Source organism: Saccharothrix sp. ALI-22-I (genome assembly GCF_001984175.1).
In the GTDB taxonomy this organism is placed as follows: Bacteria; Actinomycetota; Actinomycetes; order Mycobacteriales; family Pseudonocardiaceae; genus Actinosynnema.
Window position 1 is genome coordinate 91,199 of the sequence record NZ_MTQP01000053.1, and the last position, 23,336, is coordinate 114,534.

The 23,336-nt window shown below is 72.3% G+C and carries 23 protein-coding genes; 19 read left to right on the forward strand and 4 right to left on the reverse strand.

Going from position 1 to position 23,336, the window contains the following annotated elements; all coding sequences use genetic code 11:
• Positions 1–44 precede the first annotated feature (44 nt).
• Positions 45–2,474 carry a helix-turn-helix transcriptional regulator gene (locus tag ALI22I_RS13040; protein WP_179118213.1) on the forward strand — a complete coding sequence of 810 codons (2,430 nt, stop codon included), beginning with the start codon at positions 45–47 and terminating at the stop codon, positions 2,472–2,474.
• A gap of 54 nt (positions 2,475–2,528) precedes the next feature.
• On the opposite strand, the gene ALI22I_RS13045 is transcribed toward ALI22I_RS13040, so the two are convergent.
• Positions 2,529–3,173 (reverse strand): SDR family NAD(P)-dependent oxidoreductase, encoded by a 645-nt coding sequence (locus ALI22I_RS13045; RefSeq protein WP_143532163.1) that lies wholly within the window; start codon positions 3,171–3,173, stop codon positions 2,529–2,531.
• Positions 3,174–3,369: 196 nt separating this feature from the next.
• On the opposite strand from ALI22I_RS13045, the gene rpe reads away from it, so the two are divergent.
• The 7 genes from rpe (at position 3,370) to ALI22I_RS13080 (ending at position 9,337) form a co-directional block, all read left to right on the forward strand.
• A complete protein-coding gene (gene rpe / locus ALI22I_RS13050; protein WP_077005812.1) occupies positions 3,370–4,020 on the forward strand; it encodes a ribulose-phosphate 3-epimerase in 651 nt (216 codons plus the stop codon).
• Between the two features lie 14 nt (positions 4,021–4,034).
• On the forward strand, positions 4,035–5,042 hold the full coding sequence (gene ribD, locus ALI22I_RS13055) for a bifunctional diaminohydroxyphosphoribosylaminopyrimidine deaminase/5-amino-6-(5-phosphoribosylamino)uracil reductase RibD (protein ID WP_077005813.1): 1,008 nt from the start codon (positions 4,035–4,037) through the stop codon (positions 5,040–5,042).
• 10 nt (positions 5,043–5,052) lie between these two features.
• Entirely contained in the window at positions 5,053–5,679 is a 627-nt protein-coding gene (locus ALI22I_RS13060) for a riboflavin synthase (protein WP_077005743.1), read from the forward strand.
• Positions 5,676–6,944, forward strand: a complete 1,269-nt coding sequence (locus tag ALI22I_RS13065; protein ID WP_077005744.1) for a bifunctional 3,4-dihydroxy-2-butanone-4-phosphate synthase/GTP cyclohydrolase II — start codon at positions 5,676–5,678, stop codon at positions 6,942–6,944. The genes ALI22I_RS13060 and ALI22I_RS13065 overlap by 4 nt, the downstream gene beginning before the upstream one ends.
• The gene (ribH, locus tag ALI22I_RS13070) at positions 6,941–7,420 is read left to right on the forward strand and encodes a 6,7-dimethyl-8-ribityllumazine synthase (RefSeq protein ID WP_077005745.1); all 480 of its coding nucleotides are present in this window, start codon (positions 6,941–6,943) and stop codon (positions 7,418–7,420) included. Before ALI22I_RS13065 ends, ribH begins: the two co-directional genes overlap by 4 nt.
• Before the next feature lie 8 nt (positions 7,421–7,428).
• Positions 7,429–7,869: a PH domain-containing protein gene (locus ALI22I_RS13075; protein ID WP_143532171.1), complete on the forward strand. Its 441-nt coding sequence runs from the start codon at positions 7,429–7,431 to the stop codon at positions 7,867–7,869.
• Between the two features lie 133 nt (positions 7,870–8,002).
• Positions 8,003–9,337: a M28 family peptidase gene (locus tag ALI22I_RS13080; protein WP_143532164.1), complete on the forward strand. Its 1,335-nt coding sequence runs from the start codon at positions 8,003–8,005 to the stop codon at positions 9,335–9,337.
• 15 nt (positions 9,338–9,352) lie between these two features.
• Here the strand turns inward: ALI22I_RS13080 and ALI22I_RS13085 are convergent, their stop codons facing one another.
• From ALI22I_RS13085 to ALI22I_RS54640, 3 genes are read right to left on the reverse strand one after another with little or no spacing between them, the layout of a single operon-like run.
• Positions 9,353–10,309 carry a helix-turn-helix transcriptional regulator gene (locus ALI22I_RS13085; RefSeq protein ID WP_077005748.1) on the reverse strand — a complete coding sequence of 319 codons (957 nt, stop codon included), beginning with the start codon at positions 10,307–10,309 and terminating at the stop codon, positions 9,353–9,355.
• A 53-nt stretch (positions 10,310–10,362) separates the two neighbouring features.
• Entirely contained in the window at positions 10,363–10,845 is a 483-nt protein-coding gene (locus tag ALI22I_RS13090; RefSeq protein WP_077005749.1) for a hypothetical protein, read from the reverse strand.
• A 2-nt stretch (positions 10,846–10,847) separates the two neighbouring features.
• Entirely contained in the window at positions 10,848–12,404 is a 1,557-nt protein-coding gene (locus ALI22I_RS54640) for a helix-turn-helix domain-containing protein (RefSeq protein WP_077005750.1), read from the reverse strand.
• Between the two features lie 274 nt (positions 12,405–12,678).
• On the opposite strand from ALI22I_RS54640, the gene ALI22I_RS13100 reads away from it, so the two are divergent.
• From ALI22I_RS13100 to tpiA, 11 genes are all read left to right on the forward strand, one after another.
• Positions 12,679–13,170 carry a hypothetical protein gene (locus tag ALI22I_RS13100; protein WP_077005751.1) on the forward strand — a complete coding sequence of 164 codons (492 nt, stop codon included), beginning with the start codon at positions 12,679–12,681 and terminating at the stop codon, positions 13,168–13,170.
• A gap of 14 nt (positions 13,171–13,184) precedes the next feature.
• The gene (locus ALI22I_RS13105) at positions 13,185–13,595 is read left to right on the forward strand and encodes a Rieske (2Fe-2S) protein (RefSeq protein WP_077005752.1); all 411 of its coding nucleotides are present in this window, start codon (positions 13,185–13,187) and stop codon (positions 13,593–13,595) included.
• A 103-nt stretch (positions 13,596–13,698) separates the two neighbouring features.
• Complete coding sequence (locus ALI22I_RS13110) at positions 13,699–14,163, forward strand: Rieske (2Fe-2S) protein (RefSeq protein ID WP_077005753.1); 465 nt, start codon at positions 13,699–13,701, stop codon at positions 14,161–14,163.
• A gap of 178 nt (positions 14,164–14,341) precedes the next feature.
• Positions 14,342–16,339 carry an excinuclease ABC subunit UvrC gene (uvrC, locus tag ALI22I_RS13115; RefSeq protein ID WP_077005754.1) on the forward strand — a complete coding sequence of 666 codons (1,998 nt, stop codon included), beginning with the start codon at positions 14,342–14,344 and terminating at the stop codon, positions 16,337–16,339.
• 26 nt (positions 16,340–16,365) lie between these two features.
• Entirely contained in the window at positions 16,366–17,223 is an 858-nt protein-coding gene (rapZ, locus tag ALI22I_RS13120) for an RNase adapter RapZ (protein WP_077005814.1), read from the forward strand.
• A complete protein-coding gene (locus tag ALI22I_RS13125; protein ID WP_077005755.1) occupies positions 17,220–18,251 on the forward strand; it encodes a gluconeogenesis factor YvcK family protein in 1,032 nt (343 codons plus the stop codon). The genes rapZ and ALI22I_RS13125 overlap by 4 nt, the downstream gene beginning before the upstream one ends.
• The gene (gene whiA, locus ALI22I_RS13130) at positions 18,242–19,228 is read left to right on the forward strand and encodes a DNA-binding protein WhiA (RefSeq protein ID WP_077005756.1); all 987 of its coding nucleotides are present in this window, start codon (positions 18,242–18,244) and stop codon (positions 19,226–19,228) included. Before ALI22I_RS13125 ends, whiA begins: the two co-directional genes overlap by 10 nt.
• A gap of 146 nt (positions 19,229–19,374) precedes the next feature.
• Positions 19,375–20,064 (forward strand): CHAT domain-containing protein, encoded by a 690-nt coding sequence (locus ALI22I_RS13135; RefSeq protein ID WP_077005757.1) that lies wholly within the window; start codon positions 19,375–19,377, stop codon positions 20,062–20,064.
• A gap of 234 nt (positions 20,065–20,298) precedes the next feature.
• Positions 20,299–21,303, forward strand: a complete 1,005-nt coding sequence (gene gap / locus ALI22I_RS13140) for a type I glyceraldehyde-3-phosphate dehydrogenase (RefSeq protein ID WP_073894620.1) — start codon at positions 20,299–20,301, stop codon at positions 21,301–21,303.
• 23 nt (positions 21,304–21,326) lie between these two features.
• Entirely contained in the window at positions 21,327–22,490 is a 1,164-nt protein-coding gene (locus ALI22I_RS13145) for a phosphoglycerate kinase (RefSeq protein WP_179118214.1), read from the forward strand.
• Positions 22,490–23,278 carry a triose-phosphate isomerase gene (tpiA, locus tag ALI22I_RS13150; RefSeq protein ID WP_077005758.1) on the forward strand — a complete coding sequence of 263 codons (789 nt, stop codon included), beginning with the start codon at positions 22,490–22,492 and terminating at the stop codon, positions 23,276–23,278. The genes ALI22I_RS13145 and tpiA overlap by 1 nt, the downstream gene beginning before the upstream one ends.
• Positions 23,279–23,336: the final 58 nt, after the last annotated feature.

The following is a 23,336-nucleotide window of genomic DNA, read 5'->3' on the forward strand; positions in this document are numbered from 1 at the left end:
AATGGGCTTCGGTTCTCCGCTTCCTGTCCGCACCCGGTGGCCTGTTGGCCATCGACGGCCCGCCGTGCTCCGGCAAGACACTCCTGCTGCACGAGGCGGTGGACGCCGCCCGTGACCGCGGTCATACCGTCGTCCTGGTCTCCGGTGAGCAGCTGGCGGCGTCGGTCGACGTGGGGCGGGCGCTGGACCGGGCCGAGGTCGATCGCGGCGCACGCGCGCTGATCGCGGTCGACCAGGCGCACAAGGACCCGGCCGCCCTGCTCGCGCTGCTGCCCCGTCTGCGGAAACGGCGGGTGACCGCGCTGGTCGCGTTGTCCGGCGCCCTGGCCGGCGTCGAGGTGCAGCGCGCCCTGACCGCGCACGGCGACGTGCTGCCGCTCGGCCCGGTGGGCGAAGACGTGATCGAGCGGATGGTCACCGACCTGCTCCACGCGACACCGCACTGGGACCTGGCGTCGTTCATCGCTGCCGCCCGAGGCAACCCGCGCCTGGTCGCCGAACTGGTCACCGGGCTGCGCGAGGAGGGGCAGCTGGAGGTGCGCGACGGTGTGGCCCGGCTGCGCGGCGGGTGGCTGCCGCGCCGGGTGAGCAGCCTGGTGCGCGGGCAGGTCGACGTGCTGTCCGCCAAGGCCACCCAGGTGCTGCGGGTGGCCGCCGTGATCGGCAGGTCGTTCCTGCTGCACGAGGTGGCCACGATGATGAGCGAGACCGCGGCCGCGTTGCTGCCGGCGGTGGACGAGGTGCTGGCCTCCGGGCTGGTGGTGTGCATCGACGAACGGCTGGAGTTCGGCTCCGACCTGGTGTGGCGGGCGGTCGTGGAGTCGATGCCCGAGTCGGTGCTGTACGCCCTGCGGCACGACGCGGCGGTGCTGCACACGCCGTTGCGCGACGCGCCGGAGAAGCCCGCGCAGCACGAAGTCGAGGACCCGGGCACGCTCGCCGTGCACGGTGTCCGCACGCTGGCCGCCGGCGGCAAGCTGGGCTCCGCCATCGCGCTGGCCCGCGGCAGCCTGGCGCGACGGGTGCGCGCCGGCGCCGCCGCCGAGCTGCACGTGGTGCTGGCGGGCATCCTGCTGGCCGACGGCCGGCCCGCCGATGCGGCGTCCGAGATGGAGCACGTGCTGGCCGGCACCGGCGAGTCCGAGCCGCTGCGCCGGCTGGCCTCGGCCGGACGGCTGCTGTCGCTGTACTTCGCCACCGGCAGCCAGGCGGGCGCGCACGCGCTGTCCGTGCTGAGCGCGCGCGACCGGGAGCCCAGCGACGCGGACGTGGTGATGGCCGCGACCGTCCACTCGTGCCTGGAGTGGAACGCCGGGAACCTCGCCGAGGGCATGTACTGGGGCCGCGAGTCGACTCGCTGGGAACTCGACCGGCCCACCGCGTGGTGGCAGTCGCAGGCGGCGGTGTCGTTCGCGTTGAAGCTGTCGGCGCTGGGCGAGTTCGAGAACGCCGAACGCCTGGTGCGCGACGACGTCCCCGACGACGATGACGAAGCGGTGACCACCGGCGCGCCGACGGCCCGGACGATCGCGCGGGCCAGGGTGCTCACGCAGGCCGGGAAGCTGGCCCAGGCGCTGGTCGCGGCCCGCCGCGGTCTGTCCGCCGCCCGTGATCGGGGTCTGCGCATCCTGGTGCCGTTGGCCTCGACCGTGCTGGCGACGGTGGCGTTGCACCGGGGCGAGGTTGCCGCGGCCGCCGAGCACGTGCGGCGCTACCGGGCCGATCTGGCGGCGGGCGAGGCGGTGCTGCACTCCGGCCAGTACGACTGGGTGGAGCTGCTGCTGGCCCAGGCCCAGGGCGGGCCGGGGCGGGCCGCCGAACTGGCCCGCGAACGGATGGCCGACCTCGACGGCGTTCGCCGGATGCTCATCGAGGAGCCGGGCGCCGCGCCGTGGCTGGTGCGGCAGGCGTCGGCGGTGGGCGACAGCGGGCTGGCCGGTGACGTGGTCGGCGCGGCCGAGCGGCTGGCCGCCGACAACCCCGGTTTCGACGCCGTGGCGGTGTCCGCCGGGCACGCGCGGGCGTTGCTGGACCGCGACGCGGAGGAGCTGCTGGCGGCGGCGGGACGGCACAGCCACCCGTGGGCCAAGGCGAACGCGAACGAGGACCTGGCCGCGCTGCTCACCGAGACCGGGCAGCCGGACCGGGCGTCGGCGCACGCCACGCTGGCGTTGCGGATCTTCGAGCGGATGGGCGCGGACGGCGAGGTGGTCCGGTTGCGCCGGCGCGCCGGGCGGACCGCCGCGGCCGCCGCGGGCGAGGACTGGGGGCGGCTGTCGGAGCCGGAGCGCGATATCGCCCGGCTGGTCGGGGCCGGGATGACCAACCGGCAGGTGGCCAAGCAGCTGTTCGTGTCACCGCACACGGTGAACTACCACCTGCGGGGCATCTTCAAGAAGCTCGGGATCAGCTCGCGGGTGGAGCTGGCGCGGTTGGCGCACGAGCAGGAGACCGCCGAGACCTCGACGGTCTGACCAACCGCGACTTCACGCTCGCGACTTCAGGCCCGCGACTTCACGCCCGCGATTTCACGCCCCGAGGGCGTCCGACATCGGGTCCGACACGGTGTCCGCGAGGAGGAACCGCACCTCGTCGGCCACCCGCCGCACGTCCGCCGGCGCGACCACCGCGCAGTGCACCCCGTGTGGCGCGACCTCCACGGCCAGGCACTCGGTGTAGGCCACCGCCGCCGCCCGTGACGCCGCGTACGCCGCGATGCCCGACCGGGGCACCGCCACGACGTGCGCGGGCACCATCACGATCGTCCCGCGACCGCGCCCGACCATGCGCGACGCGACCGCCCGCGAGACGTTGAACACGCCGTCCACGTTCACCGCGAAGCTGTGCGCCCAGTCCTCGTCCGTGATGGACAGCGCCGGACCGGGCCGCAGCGCGCCCGCCATCGCCACCAGCGCGTCGATCGCGCCGAACTCGCGCTCCACCTGGTCGACCAACGCGTCCACGGCCGCGCTCGACGTCACGTCGATCTGCCGCCCGGCGAGCCGCAGCCGCTGGTCCTGGAGCCGTTCGACCAGGTCCGCGAGTCTCGCCCCGTCGCTGTCCACGGCCGCGACCAGCGCGCCCTGCCTGGCCAGCGACTCGACCACCTCGGCGCCCAGCGGTGAACAGGCTCCCGTGACCAGTGCGATCTTGTGACGGAATTCGGCATTCATCCCCAGTGCTCCCCAGTTGCTGCCCTCGGCCTCGAACGTAATGGCCACCACACCGCGAGGGAACTACCTGCGTGAGTAGTCGGAAAAAGGCAGGTCGGAGCGGGCGGACGGGCGTTGGGGGTGGTGAGGTGGAACATGCCTCCCGTGAGGTCCGGGCAATCGAGGAAGCCTAGACTCACCAGCCGTGGTCCAGCCGATGATCGCCCCGAGCATCCTGTCCGCCGATTTCGCCCGACTCGCCGACGAGGCCGCCGCCGTGGCGTCCGCCGACTGGCTGCACGTGGACGTCATGGACGCGCACTTCGTGCCGAACCTGACCATCGGCCTGCCGGTGGTGAAATCGCTGCGCAAGGCGACCGACCTGCCGCTGGACTGCCACCTCATGATCGACGACCCGGACCGCTGGGCCATCCCGTACGCGGAGGCCGGCGCGTACAACGTGACGGTGCACGTCGAGGCCGCCAACGACCCGGTGCAGCTGGCCAAGAACCTGCGCGCGGCGGGCGCGAAGGCCGGCCTGTCGCTCAAGCCGGGCACCCCGCTGGAGCCCTACGTCGAGGTGCTCAAGCACTACGACACGCTGCTGGTCATGTCGGTGGAGCCGGGCTTCGGCGGCCAGTCGTTCATGGCCGAGGTGCTGGACAAGGTGCGCGCCGCGCGCCGCCTGGTCGACACCGGCCACCTCAAGCTGGTCATCGAGATCGACGGCGGCATCAACGCCGACACCATCGAGCAGGCGGCCGAGGCGGGCGTGGACTGCTTCGTGGCCGGTTCCGCCGTCTACGACGCCGCGGACCCCGGTGCGGCCCTGGAGCGGCTGCGCGCGCAGGCGACGCGGGCCCGGTGAACGCGGACGAGGCGATGGCGCTGGCCATCGCGGCCAGTGAACGGGTCCGCGGCACCACCAGCCCGAACCCCCCGGTCGGCTGCGTGGTCCTGGACGCCGACGGCGAACCCGTCGGCGAAGGCGCGACCCGGCCGCCCGGTGGGGCGCACGCCGAGGTCGTGGCCCTCGCCCAGGCCGGTGACCGGGCCAGAGGCGGCACCGCGTTCGTCACGCTGGAGCCGTGCGCCCACCACGGCCGCACCCCGCCGTGCACGCAGGCGCTGCTCGACGCGGGCGTGGCACGCGTGGTGCACGCCGTCGCGGACCCGAACCCGAAGGCGGCCGGGGGAGCGGACGTGCTGCGCGCGGCCGGCGTCCGGGTCGAGTCCGGCCTGCTCGCCGAAGAGGTCGAACGCGGCCCGCTGCGCGCCTGGCTGCACTACGCCCGCACCGGCCGCCCGCACGTGACGTGGAAGTACGCCGCCACCCTGGACGGCCGCGTCGCCGCCGCCGACGGCACCAGCCGCTGGATCAGCTCCGAGCAGTCCCGCGCCGAAGTGCACGAGCTGCGCACGAAGATCGACGCGATCATGGTCGGCACCGGCACGGTCCGCACCGATGACCCGAGACTTACCGCGCGGGGAACGCGTCCGGGGCAGGATGTGACCCGGCAGCCGCTGCGGGTCGTCGTCGGTCTCGGCGACCTGCCGGCGGGGGCCCGTGTCCTGGACGACGAGGCGGAGACCATGCACCTGCGCACGCACGACCCCGACGTGGTGCTCGGCGCGCTGGCCGCGCGGGGTGTGGTGGACGTGCTGCTGGAGGGCGGGCCTACGCTGGCGGGTGCGTTCGCGGGAGCGGGCCGCATCGACCGGGTGCTCGCCTACCTCGCCCCGAAGTTCCTGGGCGACGGCCCGTCCGCACTGCGGGACGCCGGGGTGTCGACCGTCACCGGCGCCGTGGCACTGGTCGTGGAGCAGGTCAGTATGTGCGGACCGGACGTACGGGTTTCCGCGGTAATGCCATCCGGCGCCGGACGCTAGAGGAGGAACGGTGTTCACCGGGATCGTCGAGGAGTTGGGTGAGGTCGTCGCCGTCGCCGATCTGCCGGATGCGGCCCGCGTCACCATCGCGGGCCCGTTGGTGACCAGCGACGCGAAACACGGCGATTCGATATCGGTCAACGGCGTGTGCCTCACCGTGGTGGACGTCGCCGGAGGCGCGTTCACCGCGGACGTGATGCGCGAGACGCTGACCCGCAGCAGTCTGGCCAAGGTGACCGAGGGCGACAAGGTCAACCTGGAGCGCGCCGCCGCCGTCGGCCAGCGCCTGGGCGGCCACATCGTGCAGGGCCACGTGGACGGCACCGGCGTGGTGCTGGCCCGGGAGAAGTCCGAGCACTGGGAGGTCGTCCACATCGGACTGCCGCCGGGGCTGGCGCGGTACGTGGTGGAGAAGGGCTCGATCACCGTGGACGGCGTGTCGCTGACCGTCATGGCGGTGTCCGAGCAGGAGTTCTCGGTCAGTCTCATCCCGACCACGCTGGAGCTGACCACCCTCGGCCGGCGCGCGCCGGGCGACCACGTCAACCTGGAGGTGGACGTGCTGGCGAAGTACGTCGAGCGGCTCACCGCACCCTATTCCCAGGGCACCCACCTCCGCGCCGAGGAGGCCCGGTGAACCACTTCGCCGATATCGAACGGGCCATAGCCGACATCGCTGCGGGCCGGCCCGTCGTGGTCGTGGACGACGAGGACCGCGAGAACGAGGGCGACCTCATCTTCGCCGCGGAGAAGGCCACGCCGGAGCTGGTCGCGTTCACCATGACCGAGTGCCGGGGCCTGCTGTGCACGCCGATGGAGCCCGAGGCGCTGGACCGGCTGGGCATCGACCTGATGGTCGGGAACAACACCGAGCGGATGGGCACGGCGTTCACCGTGTCGGTCGATGCCCGTGAAGGCGTCACCACGGGCATCTCCGCCACCGACCGCGCGCGCACGATCCGGTTGCTCGCCGACCCCGCGACGACCGCACGGGACGTGGTGCGTCCCGGCCACGTGTTCCCGCTGCGCGCCAAGGAGGGCGGCGTGCTGCGCCGCGCGGGCCACACCGAGGCGGCGGTGGACCTGGCCCGGATGGCGGGCCTGCGCCCGGCCGGTGCGATCTGCGAGATCGCCAACGCCGACGGCACGATGGCCCGACGCGACGACCTGGAGCTGTTCGTCCGCAAGCACGACCTGGTGCTGATCACCATCGCCGACCTGATCGCCTACCGGCGGCGGATGGAGACCCAGGTGGAGCGGGTCGCCGAGGCGCGCATCCCGACCGCGCACGGCACGTTCACCGCGGTCGGCTACGACAGCAAGCTCGACGGCATCGAGCACATCGCGATGGTCTACGGCGAGCTGGGGGACGGCGAGGACGTGCTGGTCCGGGTGCACTCCGAGTGCCTGACCGGCGACGTGTTCGGCTCGCTGCGCTGCGACTGCGGCCCCCAGCTGGACGCGGCGCTGGAGGTGGTGGCCGCGCAGGGGCGCGGTGTCGTGCTCTACATGCGCGGGCACGAGGGCCGCGGCATCGGCCTGATGCACAAGTTGCAGGCCTACCAGCTGCAGGACGACGGCGCGGACACGGTGGACGCGAACCTGGGCCTCGGCCTGCCCGCGGACGCCCGCGACTACGGCACCGGCGCGCAGATCCTGTGCTCGCTGGGCATCAAGTCGATGCGGCTGCTGACCAACAACCCGGCCAAGCGGGTGGGGCTGGAGGGTTACGGGCTCAAGGTGCTGGAGCGGGTGCCGCTGCCGATCTCGCCCAACCCGGAGAACCTGCGGTACCTGCGCACCAAGCGCGACCGGATGGGGCACGAGCTGCACCAGCTGGAGCAGTACGAGGCGTTGAGCCAGGGCGGCGCGGTGGTGTCGACCACGGAGGGAGCGGAATGAGCGGCGAAGGGCGTCCCGAGGACGCCGTCCCCGACGCGGCGGGGCTGACGCTGGCCGTGGTGGCCACGCGCTGGCACACCAGGATCACCGACAACCTGGTCGAGCGGGCGTTGGCCACGGCCTCGAAGGCCGGTATCCCGTCGCCCACGGTGGTGCGGGTCGCGGGCGCGGTGGAGCTGCCGGTGGTGGCGCAGGAGCTGGCCCGCACGCACGACGCCGTGGTGGCGCTGGGCGTGGTGATCCGGGGCGGCACGCCGCACTTCGAGTACGTGTGCGACGCGGTGACCGCGGGGTTGACCAGGGTCGCGCTCGATTCCTCGACGCCGGTCGGCAACGGGGTGCTCACCACCAACGACGAGGACCAGGCGCTGGCCCGTGCCGGGTTCCCGGACTCGGTGGAGGACAAGGGTTTCGAGGCGTGCGTGGCGGCGTTGGACACGGCGCTCGTGCTGCGCGGGCTGCGAGCGGAGTCGTGAAGACCGCCGTGGCCGCCGTCGAGTTCCGCCCCAAGAAGATCCGGCTGGTCGCCGGGATCAGCGCGGTGTTCCTGGTCGTGGTGTTCACCGTGGTCGGGCTGCTGCTGGGGGACACGCCGACCGGTGTGATCTTCCGGGCCTCCGACCAGATCGCGATGATCTGCCTGGGTGTCCTGCTGGCCTGCGGTGTCCTCCTGCTGACCCGGCCGCGGGTGCGTGCCGACGCCGAGGGCGTCGAGGTGCGCAACGTGGTGACCGCGCACCGGTTCGCGTGGACGGACGTGCTGCACGTGTCGTTCCCCGACGGCGCGTCGTGGGCCCGGCTGGAACTGCCCGACGACGAGTACGTGTCGATCATGGCCGTGCAGGCCGTGGACCGCGATCACGCGGTGGCCGCCGTGCGCGCGCTCCGCGAACTCCACCGCGCCGCCACCGACCGACCGCTCTAGCCGGTGTGACGCGTCCGCGTAACCCCTGATCGTCGTGGTGCCGATGGTGGACCGGTGTCAGCCATCGGCACCCTTGTCGGGGTGCGGACCCCTGCCTAGGTTCGGGTGATCTACGACCTTGGGGGGCCCTCACATGCGCAGACGTTCACTCCTGACCGGTGCGGCGGCGGTGGCGGGAGCGGTCACGCTCGGCCTGAACCCGGCGGCCCGGGCACAGCGGCTCGGCGCGTCCGGCGCGCCGGACCTGGCGCTGGGCGACTACCCGGTGGTGGGCCGGGTGCGGGCGCGCCGGGCGATGGAGCACATGCGGGTGCTCAGCGACCGGATCGGCCAGCGCATCGGCGGCACCGAGTCCGAGCACCGGGCCCGCGACTACCTCGCGTCCGTGCTGCGTGATCTGCGGTACCAGGTGACGCTCCAGCCGTTCACCGTGCCCGACAAGTACCTGTCCAAGCTGACCGTCGGGTCGGACACCTGGAACGCGGGCGCGTCCCGGTTCGGCGCGCTCGGCGCGACCGCCACCGGCCCGGTCGTGGACCTGGACAACGGCGCGTCGCTGCCCGCGGACCTGACCGGGAAGATCGCGCTGCTGGTGAACGTGCCGGCCGGGTCCACCGCGGTGCTGGACGCGGTGGGGCTGGGCGCGGCGGCGGTGCTGATCGGGCGGGTGACCGTGGCGCCGGCGGGCAAGACCGGCGCGTTCTCGCCGACGTTGACCGCGAACGTCACCGTGCCGGTGCTGGGCATCGCGCAGGTGCACGTGGAGCGGCTGCGGGCGGCCGGTGCCGTCACGGTGAGCGTGGCCACCACCCACTTCGCGGGCCTGACCTCGTACAACGTGATCGCCGACCGGTCGGCCACGTTCCCCGGCCGGGACAACGGCGTGGTCATGGTGACCGCGCACTACGACAGCGTGCCCGGCTCGCCCGGCGCGAACGACGACGGCAGCGGCACCGTGCTGACCCTCGAACTGGCCCGCGTGCTGCGCTACCTGCCGACGCACAAGGCGTTGCGGTTCGCGCTGTGGGGTTCGGAGGAGCAGGGTCTGCTCGGGTCGCGCTACTACGTGAGCCAACTGGCCGACGCCGAGGCCACGCGCATCGCGGGCGTGTTCCAGAACGACATGGTCGCCACCAGCCACGGCCCCGCCACCGCGTACTGGCTGCTCTCGGTGGACGGCGGCGACAACGCCACCACCGCGCAGGTCGCCGCGGCCGCCGCCCGCCTGGGTTACGGCGCGCAGGTGCACGGCCCGGTGCCGCGCGGCAGCAGCGACCACGTGCCGTTCCACGAGCGCAAGATCGCCGCGGCGAACTTCAGCTGGCGCGGCGAGGGCGGCCCGCACGAGCTGGAACCGCTCTACCACACCCCCGAGGACACGATCGCGCAGAACGTGAGCACCGACCGCCTCCAGATCTCCCTGGAACTCATCGGCGCCGCCGCCTACCGCCTGGCCCGCACCCCGTAACCCGTACCCCGCCGGTCAGGTCTGGCCGGAGGCCCGCAGGAAGCGTTCGCCGAGGGTCCGGAGGTGCTGTTTCAGCTCTTCCGGACCCTCCACCTCGAAGTCGACGCCGATCATCCCGATCCACAGCCCCAGCTCCTCCAACGACGGCGTGCCGACGGTCAGCAACGTCCGCTCGTCGTCGATCCGCTCCAGGTGCACCGACGTCTTCGACGTCCGGGACGCCACCACGTCGTACGGCGCGTGCATCACCAACCGCGCCTGGTGGGTGTACGGCGCGACGGACAACTGCCGCGACACGTACGACGCCAGGTCTTCCGCCGGCGGCTCACGCGGCGTGAACCGGGCACCGAGCGTCGGCTCCTCCTCGATCCGGTCCACCCGGAACGTGCGCCAGTCCGCCTTGTCCACGTCCCACGCCACCAGGTACCACCGCCGCCCGGTGTGGGCCAGGCCCAACGGCTCCACGTGCCGCCGCGTGCCGCCGTCGCGCCCGGCGTACGGGAACCGCAGCCGCTGGTGGTCGCGGCACGCGCCGGCGATCGCGGTGAGCGTGGCCGGATCCACCCGGGTGACGGCGCCCATCAGCGAGATGGTGTGCGCCTGCAGCGCGTTCACCCGACGGCGCAGCCGGGACGGCAGCACCTGCTCCAGCTTGGCCAACGCCCGCACGGACGTCTCCTCGATGCCCGCCACGGTCCCGTTCGCCGCCGTCCGCAACCCGACCGCGACCGCCACGGCCTCGTCGTCGTCCAACAGCAGCGGCGGCAACTCGGCCCCCGCACCCAACTGGTAGCCGCCCGCCACACCCGGTGACGCGTTCACGGGGTAGCCGAGGTTGCGCAGCTTGTCCACGTCCCGGCGCACGGTCCGCACGTCCACACCCAGCCGCTGCGCCAGGTCCGCACCGGTCCAGTCCCGGCGCACCTGCAACAACGACAGCAGCTTGAGCAGACGAGCCGAGGTTTCCAGCATGTGTCGAAGTCTGCCGGCCATCGCGGACAACTACGGTCCGCTTCCCGTTACGGCTAGCCGCGGCTGGCGCCCTCCGGCCACACGACCACCACCGGCACGCCCGACGCCCGCGCGGTCTCCACGACGTCCGCCGTGCCGCCGCGCCCGTCCGGCGGTTGGCCGTCCCACACCGCGATCAGCAGCTCGACCGACGCGAGCATCCGCTCGTTCGCCATCACGTACGCGTGCCGCCCGGACAGCTCGTTGGGCAGCACGCTCACCACGTGCGCCCGCGCCAGCAGCTCGTCGTACTCCGCCCGTTTCTCCGGTTTGAGCTTCTCCCGGTAGTCCATCGCGGGCAGCACCACCTCGACCCGCCCGCCCAGCTCCAGCACCACCCGGGCGAACAGCTGGTCCGCGCCCGGCGCCAGGCAGGTCACCCCGACCAGGGGTGACCCGCCCGCCGCCTCGGCCTCCAACGCCGCACGGATCTCCGTGCGCACGGCGTCGACGCAATCGGGCGCCAGCTTGCTGTGCCCGGTGATTCCCACCCGCATCGCTAGGCCGTCCGGACTCCGCGGATCGCCTCCCGCGCGTCCCGCACGACCGCCAGGTCGCGGTGCCGCTCGGCCTCCTTGGCGAAGTCCTGCAGCTTCCGCACCACCCGCCCGGACGCCAGGCCGGCCGCCGTCGGCAGCACCTCCTGGATCAGCCCGCACGCCTCCTCGGGCTCGCCCGCCACCATCTTCGTGCGGGCCAACCCGATGACGTCGAACGCCCGGTTGCGCACCCGGGCCGGGTCACGCAGGCTCAGCGCCCGCCGGATGTGCTGCTCGGCACCCGGCGCCTGCTTGGGGTCGTGCCCGGCCAGGTCCCGCATCCGGGCGCCGATGACCCCTTCCAGCTCCGCCTCGTCGAACGTGTCCAGCCACCACGGGTCCGAACCCGGCCGCCGCTGCGCGAAGCTGTCCTGCGCCTGCCCGACCGCGCGGTGGAACTCCCGGACCTGACCCATCTGGGCGTAGGCCCACGCCTCGCGGGTCAGCAGGAGCGCCTGCAACGTCGGTGTGGCGGTGCGCCTGGTGCCGTACTGGCCCAGCTGCACCAGCTCCAATCCGTCCTCGGGGCGGCCGAGGTCGAACATCTGCCGTGCCATCGCCGCCAGGCACAGCGCGGCGAACGGATCGTTGCGCCCCGCTTTCGCCATGCGCACGCCGAGCACGTAGTACCGCTGCGCGGCGTCGTGCATGCCCGCGTCCCACGACATGCTCGCCGCGACCTTGGACAGTTCGGCCCCGATGAAGAAGGCCCGTTCCGTCGTCGGCCCCGCCGGTGCGCGCGACAACCGCTCGGCCAGTTCCTCCAACTGCCCGAGCACCGCCTTGCGCGCCAACCCGTACCCGCCTCGTCCGCCCCACCCGCGCAGCCCGTCGGCGACGCGCTGCAGCGCCGCCAACTCCTCCTCGCTGATCGCCGCGCTGGACGACCACTTGGACAGGGGCTGCAAAGGGTGGAGCCACCGCTGCAACGGTTCGACCAGTGCGGGACCCATCGCCACCGCGGCGGCTCCGGTGAGCGCCGCTCGTCTGCTGATCGCCAAGTCGTTCCTCGCCGTCTCCTCGACCGATCTGGCAATGCTCGACGCGTCCCACGCCGCGCCGAGCACATCGGGCGGGGCACCGCGATCGGGGCCCGCCTGGCTTGGGATTCCGACGCGGTCGAACCACAGCCGGTCGGCCGGGACGCCGAGCACCTGCGCGAAGTGGCGCAGGCGGTCGATCCGGTCGATCGGGTTCTCACCGGTCTCGTACCGCGACAGCTGTGCCTGGGAGATCCCCAACCAGGACGCCATGCGGTCTTGGGTGACGCGGCTGACGTGCTGGGGGTGGTGCCGGTAGGCGGCGAGGAGGGCACCCATGTTCCGGTCGGCGAACGCGGGGGCCATCGCCTCGTGATCCCAGAAGTCCCCGGTGACCTCGGGCGGTCCGTAGAGCTCCGTCCGCGCGTTGCGGCGACAACGCTGGCAGAGCCGGTCGGTGTTGTCGGCGGCGATCAACGCCCCGCACAACGGACATACGCGCCTGGTACTGGGTGCTCTCCGAGCTTTCCGTTCCATGGCTCGCTCCCGTCACTGAGCGTGGTCACCAGTGTATAGAGATGTGATCAGGAGTCCATGCATTTGCTGCATAAGACGCGGTAGACCCCCGGTTGGAGGCCCCGTGACGCCGTGTGGCGGATGAGCGGAATCCATCCGGTGCATGGATTCGACCCGACGACGGTGTGGTGTGGCGCGCCGGATCGTCGGACGCTGCGTGTGTGCCAGTGCCGGGACGACCTCGCGGCCCCGCGCACACCGCCCGCTCCACCCGACCGGGGAGGGACCTCCGCCGATGAGTATCACTGCCGCCAGCACCGCAGACACCGGACCGCGCTTCGGGCCACGTGATCGCGCGCACCAGCAGGCACTCGGCGAGGCGATCGCGGGCTACCGGCTGTTGGGCTGGAAGGTGTCCGTCACCGAGCAGGGCGTCTTCCTGCCGCTCGGCCCGGCCACCACCGCGATCGCCATGCCGGCCCGGATCGGCTCGCGGGTCCTGGCCGACCTCAAGGCCAGGATGCTCGCGGGTCCGGTCACCGTCATACCCGGCCCGCGGGAGCACTGGATCTTCCTCGCCGAGCTGGTCGCCCTGCTGCCCACGCACCTGAAGGCGCCCGCCGAGGTCCAGTTCGTCCGCTCGCCGCAGCGCATCGCGCTGCCGCCCACCATGACCCGCTACGGGTCGCTCAGGTGGGCCAACCCGCCGTCGCACTCGCGGCACTGGTTCCCGCCGTTCACCGCGGTGCTGGCGCTGGCCCGGACGGCGGTGACGAAGGACCAGTAGGCGAGGATGGGCGGGTGGACCGACGGACGCTGCTGTGCGGACTGCTCGCCCTGACCGCCTGCGTGCCCGTGACCGCCTGCGGCACCGGTGCGCCCGCACGTCGGCCCGGCGTCGGTTCCGCCCGTCCGGGGGACCGCATCGCCGGGCTCGCCGACGTGCCGGTGGGGTCCGGGGCGTTGGTCGACGTCGGCGTTGACGGCCAGTTGCTGCTGGTCAGGCCTTCGGAGTCGGAGGTCCGGGTGTTCAACCCGGCCTGCCCGCACCAGGGCACGACGGTGAACCCGCCCGCGGCCGGCGTGATCACGTGCCCCACGCACCGCAGCGCGTTCGACCCGGCGTCGGGGGCGGTGCTGTCCGGGCCCTCGCCGCGGGGGCTGACCGAGGTCGCGGTGATCGTGTCCGGGGCGGACGTGTTGATTTCCTGAAGAACGTTCCGAAGAACGCGGAGTGATGAACCCCCCTACTGGTGGTGTCGTATTGCGTGTGTAATCCCGAACAACTACCCCACCACGTAGCGGAGGACCTGTTTTGAGTTCCGTTGAGAAGGCAGGGCTGTCCCGTCGCTCGATGATGTGCGGCATCCTCGTCGCACTTGCCGTGCCCGGCGGCCTGGCCGCGTGCAGCAGCGAGACGACGACCGGCGCCGGCACCACCGGGGGCGGTACGACCCCCAGCGGCGGCAGCACCCCGAGCGGCCCCGCGTCGATCGCGGCGCTCGCCGATGTCCCCGACGGCGGCGGCCTGATCGCCGGCAACCCGTCCACCAGCAAACCACTGGTGCTGGTCCGCACCGGCGACACGATCAAGGCCTACGACGCCGCCTGCCCACACGCCGGCACCGCCGTCGAACCGCCCGAGTCCGGCGTGATCACCTGTCCCAACCACGGCAGCCAGTTCAACGCCTCCGACGGCGCGGTGACGAAGGGCCCGGCGACCAAGGGTCTGACCGAGGTCGCGGTCAAGGTAGAAGGAGGCCAGATCGTCCTGGCCTGACCAGCCGAGTCCGACGCACGGTCAACGGCACCACGGCGGGAGCCGGGCGGTCGGCGACGCGAGCAACACCCGCGCCACCGACCACCCGGCTCCCGCCGCGTCCGGTAGCAGACCTGGTCGGTCCGGGGCGGGGTCGGCCTCGCGATGGATTGTCGGTGGCCGCACGTAGGCTGGGGCCGTGGCCGATCCGTCGACCTATCGCCCTGCGACAGGCACCATCCCCGAAGCCCCCGGCGTGTACAAGTTCCGCGACGTCGGCGGTCGTGTGGTCTACGTCGGCAAGGCCAAGAGCCTGCGTCAACGGCTGAACTCGTACTTCGCCGACGTCGCGGGCCTGCACCCGCGCACCCGGCAGATGGTGACGACCGCGGCGAGTGTCGAGTGGACCGTGGTCGGGACCGAGGTCGAAGCGCTCCAGTTGGAGTACAACTGGATCAAGGAGTTCGACCCCCGCTTCAACGTCCGCTACCGCGACGACAAGTCCTACCCCGTCCTCGCCGTGACGTTGAACGAGGAGTTCCCGCGCCTGCACGTCTACCGCGGCCCGCGCCGCAAGGGCGTGCGCTACTTCGGCCCCTACGCGCACGCCTGGGCGATCCGCGAAACCCTCGACCTCCTGCTCCGCGTCTTCCCCGCGCGCACCTGCTCGGCCGGCGTGTTCAAGCGCCACGGCCAGATCGGCCGCCCCTGCCTGCTCGGCTACATCGACAAGTGCTCCGCGCCGTGCGTGGGCCGGGTCGACGCGGACGAGCACCGCGATATCGTCGAGGACTTCTGCGACTTCCTCGCCGGCAGGACCGACTCGATGGTGCGTCGCCTCGAACGCGAGATGACGGCCGCCGCCGAGGAGCTCGAATTCGAGAAGGCCGCCCGCCTGCGCGACGACCAGGCCGCGCTCAAGCGCGCCTTGGAGAAGCAGGCGGTGGTCCTCGGTGACGGCACGGACGCCGATGTGGTCGCGTTCGCGCAGGACGACCTGGAGGTGTCGGTCCAGGTCTTCCACGTGCGCGGCGGCCGGGTGCGCGGCCAGCGCGGCTGGGTGGTCGACAAGGTGGACGAGACCGGCGTGACCGGCCTGGTCGACCAGTTCGTCACCCAGTTCTACGGCGAGCAGGTGGAGTCCGCCCAGGTCAGCGGTGTGGAGTCGGCGCCGGTGCCGCGCGAGGTGCTGGTGCCGGAACTGCCCGACGACGCCGAGGCGGTCGAGAAGTGGCTGTCGGACCTGCGCGGCAGCCGGGTGGTCTTGCGCGTGCCGCAGCGCGGTGACAAGCGGGCGCTCATGGAGACGGTGGAGCGCAACGCCAAGGAGGCGTTCCAGCAGCACAAGCTGCGCCGCGCGGGCGACCTGACGGCCCGGTCGGCGGCCCTGCAGGAGCTCCAGGAGGCGCTGGGCCTGGACACCGCGCCGCTGCGCATCGAGTGCACCGACATCAGCCACGTGCAGGGCACCGACGTGGTGGCCTCGCTGGTGGTGTTCGAGGACGGCCTGGCGCGCAAGTCCGAGTACCGCCGGTTCGCCGTCCGCGAGGGCGCCGACCAGGGCGACGTCGGCTCGATCGCCGAGGTGGTGCGGCGGCGGTTCCAGGCGTACCTCAAGGAGAACCGCGAAGGCCCGACGCCGGGCATCGACCCGGAGACGGGCAAGCCGCGCAAGTTCGCCTACGCGCCGAACCTGCTGGTCGTGGACGGCGGCGCGCCCCAGGCGCAGGTAGCCTCCGACGTGCTGGCGGAGCTGGGCATCACCGATGTGGCGGTGGTCGGCCTGGCCAAGCGGTTGGAGGAAGTCTGGGTGCCCGGCGAGCCCGACCCGGTGATCCTGCCGCGCACCAGCGAAGCCCTGTACCTGTTGCAGCGCGTGCGCGACGAGGCGCACCGGTTCGCGATCGCCTACCACCGGCAGAAGCGGTCCAAGCGGATGACGACGTCCGCGCTGGACGAGGTGCCGGGTCTTGGTCAGACGCGCAAGGCCGCGCTGCTGAAGCACTTCGGCTCACTGAAGAAGTTGCGTGAGGCGAGCATCGAGGAGATCAGCGTGGTGCCCGGAGTGGGCCGGCGCACCGCGGAGGCCGTGCACGCGACGCTGGGCGCGGCCGGTACCGAAGGACCGTCGACGGCATCGACAATCGGGCGACTGACGGCGGAGCCAGGAATCGAACACCGACGGGAGCACAAGTGAGCGGACCGGCCGGCGAGAAGTCCGGCATCGAAGTCGCGGTGGTGACGGGCCTGTCCGGAGCGGGCCGCAGCACCGCCGCGAAGTGCTTGGAAGACCTCGGTTGGTTCGTGGTGGACAACCTGCCGCCCGAGCTGATCGCCACCATGGTGGAGCTGGGCGCGCAGGCCAGAGGCGCCATCACCAGGGTCGCGGTGGTGATGGACGTGCGCAGCCGCGCGTTCACCGAGGACCTGGCGGCGGTCATCAAGGACCTGGACGCGCGCGGCTACAAGCCGAAGGTGCTGTTCCTGGAGGCCACCGACGACGTGCTGATCCGCCGGTTCGAGTCGGTCCGGCGCGGCCACCCGTTGCAGGCCGACGGGCGGCTGGCCGACGGCATCGAGAACGAGCGGATCCTGCTCACGCCGCTGCGTGAGGAGGCCGACCTGGTGCTGGACACCTCGGCGCTGTCGGTGCACCAGCTGCGGGCCAAGATCGAGGACACGTTCGGCACCGAGTCGGCCACCCGCACTCGCGTCACGGTGCTGTCGTTCGGCTACAAGTACGGCCTGCCGATGGACGCCGACCTGGTGATGGACGTGCGGTTCCTGCCCAACCCGTTCTGGATCCCGGAGCTGCGCGAGCAGACCGGCCTGGACGGCGACGTGCGCAACTACGTGCTCACGCAGGAGGGCGCGGAGGAGTTCCTGGACCGCTACCACGAGCTGCTGCGGCTCATCGGCGCCGGCTACCGGCGCGAGGGCAAGCGGTACCTGACGCTGGCGGTCGGCTGCACCGGCGGCAAGCACCGCAGCGTGGCCATCTCCGAGGAGCTGGCGGGCAGGTTGGCCAGCGAGGACGGCATGGCGGTCAAGGTCGTGCACCGGGACCTGGGACGCGAGTGAGCTGGAAAGCGGTAGCGCTGGGCGGTGGGCACGGGCTGCACGCCACCCTCACCGCCCTGCGCAGGGTGACCGGCGACGTGACGGCCGTGGTGACGGTCGCGGACGACGGCGGCTCCTCGGGGCGGTTGCGCCGCGAGCTGGGCCTGCTGCCGCCCGGTGACCTGCGCAAGGCGATGGTGGCGCTGGCCGGCCCGGACGAGTCCAGCGCGCTGTGGGCGAGGCTGTTCCAGCACCGGTTCGGCGGCACCGGCGCGCTCGCCGGCCACGCCGTGGGCAACCTGGTGCTGGCCGGTCTGCTGGAGCAGCTGGGCGACCCGGTCGCGGTGCTGGAGGAGGCCGGACGGCTGCTCGGCGTGCGCGGCCGGGTGCTGCCGATGTGCACCGAGCCGTTGTCGATCGAGGCCGACGTGACCGGGCTGGACGAGGACGCCGACGTGGTGCGCCGCATCCGCGGCCAGGTCGCGATCGCCACCACGCCGGGCCGGGTGCAGCGCATCCGGCTCTACGGTCCGGGCGGCCCGGGTGAGGCGCCGCGCGGCTGCCCGCAGGCGGTCGAGGCGGTGCTCGGCGCGGACGTGGTGCTGCTCGGGCCGGGCTCGTGGTTCACCAGCGTGCTGCCGCACCTGCTGGTGCCGGAGCTGCACGACGCGCTGATCCGGACGTCGGCCAGGAAGGTCGTGGTGCTCAACCTCGTCCCCCAACCGGGGGAAACAGAAGGCTTCTCGCCGGAGCTGCACCTCGACGTGCTGTGCGAGCACGCGCCCGCCCTGCGGGTGGACGCGGTGATCGCGGACGTCGGCGCGGTGCCGGTTCCGGACCGGTTGGGCCGGGCCGCCGCAGCTCTCGGGGCCGCGGCGCACCTCGCTCCGATCGCGGTGGCGGGCGCGCCGGACCGGCACGACCCGACCGCGCTGGCGTTGAGCATCCGGCGGGCGTTGGCCGGCCCTGGTGACAGGACCGGCGGGGCGTCGAGTACAACCCTCCAGGAAGATCGTACGACCAGGGGAGGCGAGGCACCGTGGCGATGACGTCTGCGGTGAAGGACGAGCTGAGCAGGCTGGCCGTCTCCAAGACCTGTTGCCGCCGCGCGGAGGTCGCCTCGCTCCTGCGGTTCGCGGGCGGCCTGCACATCGTCGGCGGGCGGGTGGTCGTCGAGGCGGAGCTGGACCTGGGCTCCACGGCGCGGCGGCTGCGCCGGGAGATCCACGAGCTGTACGGGCACCAGTCCGACGTGTTCACCGTCACGTCCAGCGGTTTGCGCAAGGGCACCCGGTTCGTGGTGCGCGTGGTCAAGGACGGCGAGGGCCTGGCCCGGCAGACCGGGCTGCTGGACCCGCGCGGTCGGCCGGTGCGCGGGCTGCCCGCGCCGGTGGTGTCGGGCGGGGTGTGCGACGCCGAGGCGGCGTGGCGCGGCGCGTTCCTGGCGCACGGCTCGCTGACCGAGCCGGGGCGGTCGTCCTCGATGGAGGTGACCTGCCCGGGGCCGGAGGCGGCGTTGGCGCTGGTCGGCGCGGCGCGGCGGATGGGCATCGGCTCGAAGTCGCGGGAGGTGCGCGGCGCGGAGCGGGTGGTTATAAGGGATGGCGACGCGATCGGCGCGATGCTGACCAGGCTGGGCGCGCACGACAGCGTGCTGGCGTGGGAGGAGCGCCGGATGCGCCGCGAGGTGCGGGCGACGGCGAACCGGCTGGCCAACTTCGACGACGCCAACCTGCGGCGTTCGGCGCGTGCGGCGGTGGCGGCGGCGGCCAGGGTGCAGCGCGCGCTGGAGATCCTGGGCGCCGAGGCGCCGGACCACCTGGCCGCGGCGGGCGAGTTGCGCTTGGCGCACCGCCAGGCGTCGCTGGAGGAGCTGGGCCAGCTGTCGGAGCCGCAGATGACGAAGGACGCGGTGGCGGGCCGCATCCGGCGGCTGCTGGCGATGGCGGACAAGCGGGCCAAGGAACTGGGCATGCCCGACACCGAGTCCGCGGTGACCGCGGACATGCTGGACGCCGAGGTCTAGCGACCCGTACCGACGAGCGGCGGGACACCGTGTCCCGCCGCTCGCAGTGATCTTGTAGGCGCTCCAGGCGATCGGGATGCCGCCGCAGAGGTACGCGATCCGCACCGCGTCCCCCGTGCCCGACCGAGCACCCGACGCCGCCCGCGGTGGTGCTCGGGCGGGCGACCGACCCGGCGTTCACCGCACTCGACTCGCACCTGACCCGGGTGCGGGACGCGCTGCCCGGCGTCTCCTGGCTGGAGGCCGACCACCGCGCGGCGTTGCTGGACGGGCTGCGCGCGAGCCAGCCGAGCCTGATCTACCTGTACTGCCACGGCGGCATCGCCAACGGCGTCGGCTACGTCGCGCTGCGCCTCGACGAGACCCCGCTGACCTCGTACGAGTTCGACCGCGGCTTCCGCCGCCGGTGGCGGTCCCGGCCGTTGGTGCTGCTCAACGGGTGCAGCACCGCCGCGCTGGGCGTCGGCCAGGACTTCCCGCTGGTGGGCCGACTGCTCTGGGCGGGCGCGGCGGGGGTGGTCGGTACCGAGGTGGACGTGCGCGAGCAGCAGGCGTGCGCGTTCGCCGACGGGCTGCTGCCCGCGTTGCTCGCCCGCGGCGCGACCGCCGGCGAGGCGACCCGCGACGCCCGACTGGCCCTGCTGCGCGCCGGGAGCGGTGCTCGCCCTGTTCCCGGCGGGCAGCGCGCTGTTCGGCGCGTACGGGGTCGGGCTGCTGATCGGGTTCCTGGCCTACCTCGTCGTGCTGCTGGCGATGGTGGTCGTGTCGCGGAACTTCTCGGTCGACTGGTTCCTCGACGGCCGGCGCAAGGCCCCGGCCGCGGACGAAGAACGTGACGGCCGTGAAACCAACGCCCCGATGGGTAACCCGGAGGTACGTGTGCACGGGTGAGGTGTTACTCCGAAGTAACAAGCCGGACAAGCTGGATTTTCTTGTTCGATAAAGAGATCCTGGTGGTCCACGTGACCAGGGACGCAGCCCGGAGGCTAGGCTGACTCTCGGCTGCCTGGTCAGCCCATGACTGCACGCCCCTGGCGGATAACGCCAGTCGAATACCGAGGAGACTCACCGTGACGGTTCGCGTAGGTGTCAATGGTTTCGGCCGCATCGGTCGCAACTTCTGGCGCGCCGTTCAGGCCAGCGGGCACGACATCGAGATCGTCGCCTTCAACGACCTCGGTGACGTCAACACCATGGCCCACCTGCTCAAGTACGACTCCATCCTGGGCCGCCTCGACGGCGAGGTGACCGTCACCGACGAGGGCATCGCGGTCGACGGCAAGGTCATCAAGGCGCTGGCCGAGCGCGACCCCGGCAAGCTGCCCTGGAAGGACCTGGGCGTCGACGTCGTCGTCGAGTCGACCGGTTTCTTCACCGACGCGTCGGCCGCCCGCAAGCACGTCGACGAGGGTGGCGCCAAGAAGGTCATCATCTCCGCGCCGGCCAAGGGTGAGGACCTCACCGTGGTGCTGGGCGCGAACGACGACCAGTACGACGGTTCGCAGACGGTCATCTCGAACGCCTCGTGCACCACGAACTGCCTGGCCCCGCTGGCCAAGGTGCTGCACGACAGCTTCACCATCGAGCGTGGCCTGATGACCACGATCCACGCCTACACCCAGGACCAGAACCTCCAGGACGCGCCGCACAAGGACCTGCGCCGCGCCCGTGCCGCCGCGCTGAACATCGTGCCCACCAGCACCGGTGCCGCGAAGGCGATCGGCCTGGTCCTGCCCGAGCTCAAGGGCAAGCTCGACGGCTACGCCCTGCGCGTGCCCGTGCCCACCGGCTCGGCCACCGACCTGACCGTCACGGTCGGCCGCGAGGTCACCGTGGACGAGGTCAACGCCGCCTACAAGGCCGCCGCCGACGGTCCGCTCAAGGGCTACCTGCGCTACAACACCGACCCGATCGTGTCGGCCGACATCGTCACCGACCCGGCGTCGTGCATCTACGACGCGCCGCTGACCAAGGTCATCGGCAACCAGGTCAAGGTCGTCGGCTGGTACGACAACGAGTGGGGCTACTCCAACCGCCTCGCCGACCTGGTCAACCTCGTCGCCAGCAAGCTCTGACGACGACAAGCGGGAAGCTCGCTGTGAAGACTCTCGACGATCTGCTCAGCGAGGGTGTCTCGGGTCGGCGCGTCCTGGTGCGCGCCGACCTGAACGTCCCCCTCGACGGCGACAGGATCACCGACGACGGCCGCGTCCGCGCCTCGGTGCCCACCATCAAGGCGCTCGTGGACTCGGGCGCCCGCGTCCTGGTCGCCGCCCACCTGGGCCGCCCCAAGGGCGAGCCCGACCCCAAGTTCTCCCTCGCGCCGGTCGCGGTGCGCCTCGGTGAGCTCCTCGGCCGGCCGGTCGAGATCGGCACCGAGACCGCCGGTGACGGCACCGTCGTGCTGCTGGAGAACATCCGCTTCGACGCCCGTGAGACCAGCAAGGACGACGCCGAACGCGCCGCCCTCGCCGACGAGCTGGCCGCCAAGGCCGACGCGTTCGTCTCCGACGGCTTCGGCGTCGTGCACCGCAAGCAGGCCTCCGTCTACGACGTGGCCAAGAAGCTCCCGCACTACGCGGGCGGGCTCGTGCTGGCCGAGGTCGAGGTGCTGCGCAAGCTCACCGACGACCTCAAGCGCCCGTACGTCGTGGTCCTCGGCGGCGCGAAGGTCTCCGACAAGCTCGGCGTCATCGCGAACCTGCTGTCCAAGGTCGACAAGCTGCTCATCGGCGGCGGCATGGCCTACACCTTCCTCAAGGCCCAGGGCCACGAGGTCGGCGGCTCGCTGCTCCAGGAAGACCAGCTCGACCAGGTCCGCGGCTTCCTCGCCGACGCCGAGAAGCGCGGCGTGGAGCTGGTGCTCCCGGTCGACGTGCTCGCCGCCGTCGACTTCGCGCCCGACGCGGAGTTCGAGGTCGTCGCCACCGACGCCATCCCCGCCGACCGGCAGGGCCTGGACATCGGCCCCGCGACCCGCGAGCTGTTCGCGGCCAAGCTCGCCGACGCGCAGACCGTGTTCTGGAACGGCCCCATGGGCGTGTTCGAGTTCGAGGCGTTCTCCGGCGGCACCCGCGCGGTGGCCGAGGCGCTGGTCAAGAGCGACGCGTTCACCGTGGTCGGCGGCGGCGACTCGGCCGCGGCCGTGCGCGCGCTCGGCCTGCCCGAGGACGGGTTCTCGCACATCTCCACCGGCGGTGGGGCGTCCCTGGAGTACCTGGAGGGCAAAGAGCTCCCCGGCGTTTCGGTCTTGGAGTCCTGATGGCCCAGCGTCAGCCGCTCATCGCGGGCAACTGGAAGATGAACCTCAACCACCTGGAGGCCATCGCCCTGGTGCAGAAGATCGCCTTCTCCCTGCCGGAGAAGTACTTCGCCAAGGTCGAGGTCGCGGTGCTGCCGCCGTTCGTCGACATCCGGTCCGTGCAGACCCTGTGCGACGGCGACAAGCTGAAGCTCAAGTACGGCGCGCAGGACCTCTCGCCGCACGACTCGGGCGCCTACACCGGTGACGTGTCCGGCCCGATGCTGGCCAAGCTCGGCTGCACCTACGTCACCGTCGGCCACTCCGAGCGGCGCGAGTACCACAACGAGGACGACGCGCTGGTCAACAAGAAGGTCAAGGCGGCGCTCAAGCACGGCATCAGCCCGATCTTCTGCCTCGGCGAGCAGTTGGACGTCCGCGAGGCCGGCCGGCACGTCGAACACTGCACCGACCAGCTCGTCGCCGGCCTCAAGGGCCTCACCGCCGAGCAGGTGCGCGACGTGGTCGTCGCCTACGAGCCCGTGTGGGCCATCGGCACCGGCAAGGTCGCCTCCTCGGCCGACGCGCAGGAGGTGTGCGCGGCGCTGCGGGTCAAACTCGCCGAGCTGTACGGCGAGGACGTCGCCTCGGCCGTTCGGGTGCTTTACGGCGGGTCGGTCAAGTCGGGCAACATCGCCGAGCTCATCGCCCAGAAGGACATCGACGGCGCCCTCGTGGGTGGTGCGAGCCTGGACGCGGACGAGTTCGCCAAGCTGTGCGCGCTCGCCGCGGGCGGACCTCTACCCTGATGTGATTGACACGCACTCTCCCTACGGTGGTCCACGGTCGGCAGTCGACCGGGTACTC

Excerpts from the sequence above, each read along its gene's own strand:
- ALI22I_RS54640 (WP_077005750.1), bottom strand. The coding sequence starts at position 12,404 with ATGGAACGGAAAGCTCGGAGAGCACCCAGTACCAGGCGCGTATGTCCG.
- tpiA (WP_077005758.1), top strand. The coding sequence starts at position 22,490 with ATGGCCCAGCGTCAGCCGCTCATCGCGGGCAACTGGAAGATGAACCTC.
- ALI22I_RS13085 (WP_077005748.1), bottom strand. The coding sequence starts at position 10,309 with ATGCTGGAAACCTCGGCTCGTCTGCTCAAGCTGCTGTCGTTGTTGCAG.
- ALI22I_RS13090 (WP_077005749.1), bottom strand. The coding sequence starts at position 10,845 with ATGCGGGTGGGAATCACCGGGCACAGCAAGCTGGCGCCCGATTGCGTC.
- rpe (WP_077005812.1), top strand. The coding sequence starts at position 3,370 with ATGATCGCCCCGAGCATCCTGTCCGCCGATTTCGCCCGACTCGCCGAC.
- ribH (WP_077005745.1), top strand. The coding sequence starts at position 6,941 with ATGAGCGGCGAAGGGCGTCCCGAGGACGCCGTCCCCGACGCGGCGGGG.
- ALI22I_RS13045 (WP_143532163.1), bottom strand. The coding sequence starts at position 3,173 with ATGAATGCCGAATTCCGTCACAAGATCGCACTGGTCACGGGAGCCTGT.
- ribD (WP_077005813.1), top strand. The coding sequence starts at position 4,035 with ATGGCGCTGGCCATCGCGGCCAGTGAACGGGTCCGCGGCACCACCAGC.
- ALI22I_RS13080 (WP_143532164.1), top strand. The coding sequence starts at position 8,003 with ATGCGCAGACGTTCACTCCTGACCGGTGCGGCGGCGGTGGCGGGAGCG.
- ALI22I_RS13100 (WP_077005751.1), top strand. The coding sequence starts at position 12,679 with ATGAGTATCACTGCCGCCAGCACCGCAGACACCGGACCGCGCTTCGGG.